The organism is Acidiphilium sp. PM (genome assembly GCF_000219295.1).
Taxonomy (GTDB): Bacteria; Pseudomonadota; Alphaproteobacteria; order Acetobacterales; family Acetobacteraceae; genus Acidiphilium; species Acidiphilium multivorum.
Genome location: NZ_AFPR01000445.1, coordinates 1 through 4,318, shown reverse-complemented (window position 1 = coordinate 4,318; position 4,318 = coordinate 1). Strand labels below are relative to the sequence as shown.

Genomic DNA, 4,318 nt, shown 5'->3' with positions numbered 1-4,318 from the left:
GTCTCGGTCCAGATCACCTGGCCGCGATGGTTGAGGTAGGAGAGCGCGCGGGTGCGCAGGCCGATTTCGTCGAGCGCGGGCAGCAGGCCGAGGGCGGCGAGTTCGCGGACGGCGTGCGGCAGGATGTTGATGCCGACGCCGAGCGGGCGGATTGCCGGCGCGGCCTCCAGCACCCGGCACTCGATGCCGTGTCGGTGCAGCATGAGGGCGAGGGTGAGCCCGCCGATGCCGCCGCCGGCGATGAGCACGCGCATGGCGGGTTCAGCCCGGCGGCAGGAAATGGACCTCGTGCTCGGCCGCGATGCGGACGACCTCGGCGGGGTCGGCGAGGTTGTGGATGCGCTCGAACAGGGCGCGCAGCGAGCGGCTGGGGGCGACCCAGAACACGCATTTCACGTCGGCGTCGGAACGGTTGAAGATGCCGTGCGGTCTGTTCATCGGCATGCGGACCAGGTCGCCGGGGCCGGCCGACAGATCCTGCCCGTCGAGCCAGAGATCGAATTTTCCCTCCAGCATGTAGATGAATTCGTCCTGCGTCGGGTGGATGTGCGGGGGGACGAAGGTGCCGGGCGGGAAGACCGCGTGCCAAGCCATCGAATGCTCCGACTCCTGCTTCAGCGTGTAGGTCTGGCCGAGGACGTTCCAGACCACGCCGCCGATCCCCTCGTCGGCCCTGGTGATTCCCGGCGGCATTTCGTTCATGGTCGGTCTCCCCTGTTTCGCATGGTTAAATCAGGCGGCGGCGGCGCGGGCAAGACGGCGCGCGGCGGAAAGCCGGTGCGGGGCCGCACGGAAAATTGTAGGCCGGCGATAACGGAACTGTTGACTTGACCTGTTTTTCATCGATAATCAACGGCTGGAAACGTCAACGAAAGCCGAAACATGGGCGCAACAGGCAACGCGATCGCAGCTTCCGGCGGCGGCACGCCGAACGAAGACAGGAGGGCGGCCGGCGGCTGGTCCGACATCGTCCGCGCCGAGAAACTCTGCGTCTCGTTCGGCAAGGTCCGCGCCCTCGACAATATAGATCTGGCGATCGGGCGCAACGAGATTGTCGGCCTGATCGGCGATAACGGCGCCGGCAAGTCCACCCTCATCAAGGCGCTGACCGGCGTGGTGCGGCCGAGTTCGGGGCGGCTCTATATTCGCGACGAGGCGGTGGACCTCTACAATTATTCGGTCCGGCGCGCGCATTCGCTGAAATTCGAGACCGTGTACCAGGAGAAGTCGCTCGGCGAGAAGCAGCCGCTGTGGCGGAACTTCTTCGTCGGCCGGCAGATCGTCAACCGCTTCGGCTTCATCAACGTGCGCGAGCAGCGGCGCATCGCCAACGAGATCCTGCAGCGCCAGCTCGGGTTCCGCGGCGTCGGGATCGACGCGGATTCGACCGTCGCCAAGCTGTCGGGCGGCGAGCGGCAGGGCATCGCGATCGGCCGGGCGATGCATTTCGATTCCGACCTGATCATCCTCGACGAGCCGACCACGGCGCTCGCCATCAGCGAGGTGCAGAAGGTGCTGGACTTCGTCCGCTCGATCAAGCGCTCGGGGCGGGCGGCGATCTATATCGAGCACAATCTCGCGCATGTGCACGCGCTGGCGGACCGGCTGGTGGTGCTCGACCGCGGGCGCATCGTCGCCAACATACGGCCGGCGGAGATGACCCTCGAGGATCTCACCCGGTTCCTGATCGACCTGCAACACGGCACGCCGGCAACAGGAGGCCACGCATGAGCGGCAGCGACGTGAGCACGGGACGCCCGGCGGCGCCGAAATCCTCCCCGCGCTGGCACGCGCATCTCGGCGCGGTGCCGATCATCGTCGTGTTCTTCGCGCTGATCGGCATCTATATCGGCTTCGCGCCGGAGGTTTTCCTCCGCTGGCCGATCTACAATTCCTTCCTCGTCACGATTCCGCCGATGCTGGTGCTCTCGCTCGGCCTCACGCTGGTGATCGCGGCCGGGGAGATCGACCTGTCGTTCCCGGCGGTCATCGCGCTGTCGGGCTTCCTGTTCGCGTTCTGCGCCGACAAGCTGCACATGCCCTGGCTCGGCCTGGTCGCCGCGATCGGCGGCGGCGCGCTGGTGGGCGTGATCAATGGCTGGCTGGTCGCCGCACTCGGCATTCCCTCGATCATCATCACCATCGGCACGTCGTTCTTCTGGAGCGGTGTGGCGACCGTGCTTTCGGGCGGCCTGTCCTACGCGCTGAACGACCTGACCGGCACCGTGATCGCGCGGGTGTTCTCGGGGACGCTGCTCGGCGTGCCGGTGGAGGCGCTGTGGGCGGTGGCCGTCGCGGCGCTGATCTGGGCGATCCTGAACCGGCACCGCTTCGGCGAGCACCTGCTGTTCATCGGCGACTCGCGCGAGGTGGCGCGGGTGGTCGGGATCAACACGGTCCGCGAGCGGATCAAGCTGTTCACCCTGATGGGCGCGCTCGCCGGCTTCGCGAGCTTCCTGATGACCGTCGCCAATCTCAGCTATTTCTCGACGCAGGGCCAGGGGCTGCTGCTCTCGGCGCTCGCCGCCGTGTTCATCGGCGGTTCCTCGGTGTTCGGCGGATCGGCCACCGTGGTCGGCAGTTTCTTCGGCGCCATGATCATCGGCATGCTCGATGCCGGGATCGTCGCGACCGGGGTTTCGGGGTTCTGGGTCGAGGTGATCGTCGGCCTCGTGTTCGTCGCCGCGGTGGTGCTGCACACCGGTCTCGGCGACCCGGCGAGGGTGAAGGCTCTGCAGCGACGACTGATGCAACGCGAGTAAAGCCCGCCGGCATGACGGGCACCTCAAGGCAAACAAAGGGAGAGACGGGATGAAACTCAGGATGTCCTTCGCTTCGGCGGCCGCCATCGCGGCGGCGCTGTTCTGCGGCACGGCCGCCGCGGCCCCGCAGCACAAGCTCGGCGCCGGGCTGACCATGTATTTCCAGATGGGCGGCAGCCCCGGCGACGCCTCGACGCTGCCGCGCGAACTCGGCGCCAAGGCGGCGGCCAAGGCGCTCGGCGTGCGGCTGATCTCGCAATATTCCGACTGGCAGCCGGAAAAGATGATCGAGCAGTTCCGCCAGGCCATCGCCGCCGGGCCGCAATGCGCCGAGATCATGGGCCATCCGGGCAACGCCGCCTTCGCGCCGCTGGTGAGCAAGGCCGAGGCCCAGGGCATGGTGGTCACCGCCGGGAACGTGCCGCTGCCCAAGCTCGAGGCGAAATACCGGACCAACGGGTTCGGCTATGTCGGCACCTATCTCGTGCAGGGCGGCGAGACCACCGCGGCGGCGATGGTCAAGGCCGGGCACCTGAAGCCGGGTGACGAGGCGCTCGAATACGGCGTCTTCGCCGAGGGGATCCGCGGCGAATCCGACGAGGGCCTGGTGATGGGGCTGAAGAAGGCCGGGCTCAAGGTCTACAAGCTCAACATCTCGAACGCCGTCAACGCCGATCCGGCGCTGTCGGTGCCGATCCTCGTCGCCTTCATCGAGCGGCATCCGAAGCTCAAGGCGATCGGCACGCAGCAGGGGCTGGTGACCTCGTTCATTCCGAAGGCGTTGCAGGAGGCCGGCAAGAAGCCCGGGCAGATCGTCGTCGGCGGCATCGATCTCGCGCCGACCACCATCGCCGGGGTGAAGAGCGGCTACATCGCCGCGACGCTGAACCAGCAGCTCTACATGCAGGGCTTCCTGCCGGTGGTGCAGTGCGTGCTGACCAAGCGGTTCGACCTCGAGGGCATGAACGTCAACACCGCCGCCGGCACCGACGACAAGGCGCTGCTCGACAAGATCGAGCCGCTGATCAAGAAGGGCTATTACTGATCCGGCGCTGACCCGGCGCCGGCCACGAGCGCCGGGTCGAGGCCGACGAGGTCGCGGTAGCGCGCCGTGTCGGTCGCGCCCTCGGTATTGAAGACCAGGATCCGCGCCTCCGCGCCGCAGCCGAGCGCCTGCCGTGCCCCGGCATCGCCGGCGACGCGGAGCAGGCCGGCGAGACCGGCACCGCCGCTTTCGCCGGCCACCACCGCCATGTCGCCGGCCTCGGGCCGGGCGAGGCGGTTCATCGCCGCGACGGCGTCCTCCTCGCTCACCGTCATGAAGGCGTCGGCGGCGCGGGCGAGGATGCGCCAGGCGACGAGCGAGGTTTCGTAGCATTCGAGCATGGCCATCACCGTTGGCGCGCCGGCGGCGATGCGGACGGGGCGTCCGGCGCGCGCGGTCTCCAGCACGCAGGCGGCGCGGTCGGGCTCGACGACGACGAGCGTCGGCCGCCGCGCGCCGAGGCGTTCGGCGAGATGGCCGGCGACCGCGGCGGCGAGGCCGCCGACGCCGG

The 4,318-nt window shown here is 68.3% G+C and carries 6 protein-coding genes; 3 read left to right on the top strand and 3 right to left on the bottom strand.

The genetic code is table 11. The features are described 5' to 3' along the window. A partial coding sequence (locus APM_RS13450) for an FAD-dependent monooxygenase (RefSeq protein ID WP_007423910.1) occupies positions 1-254 on the bottom strand: 254 nt, incomplete at its 3' end. A 7-nt stretch (positions 255-261) separates the two neighbouring features. Then, complete coding sequence (locus tag APM_RS13445; RefSeq protein WP_007423909.1) at positions 262-702, bottom strand: cupin domain-containing protein; 441 nt, start codon at positions 700-702, stop codon at positions 262-264. A gap of 180 nt (positions 703-882) precedes the next feature. On the opposite strand from APM_RS13445, the gene APM_RS13440 reads away from it, so the two are divergent. Genes APM_RS13440 through APM_RS13430 form a run of 3 tightly spaced genes read left to right on the top strand, consistent with a single transcriptional unit; the run spans position 883 to position 3,807 of the window. After that, entirely contained in the window at positions 883-1,731 is an 849-nt protein-coding gene (locus APM_RS13440; RefSeq protein WP_007423908.1) for an ATP-binding cassette domain-containing protein, read from the top strand. Next, positions 1,728-2,762: an ABC transporter permease gene (locus APM_RS13435; protein ID WP_007423907.1), complete on the top strand. Its 1,035-nt coding sequence runs from the start codon at positions 1,728-1,730 to the stop codon at positions 2,760-2,762. Before APM_RS13440 ends, APM_RS13435 begins: the two co-directional genes overlap by 4 nt. Positions 2,763-2,811: 49 nt before the next feature. Beyond that, positions 2,812-3,807 (top strand): substrate-binding domain-containing protein, encoded by a 996-nt coding sequence (locus APM_RS13430; protein ID WP_011941443.1) that lies wholly within the window; start codon positions 2,812-2,814, stop codon positions 3,805-3,807. Here the strand turns inward: APM_RS13430 and APM_RS13425 are convergent. Then, positions 3,801-4,318 (bottom strand): pyridoxal-phosphate dependent enzyme (locus APM_RS13425; protein ID WP_007423905.1); only part of this gene is annotated, 518 nt, incomplete at its 5' end. The genes APM_RS13430 and APM_RS13425 overlap by 7 nt on opposite strands.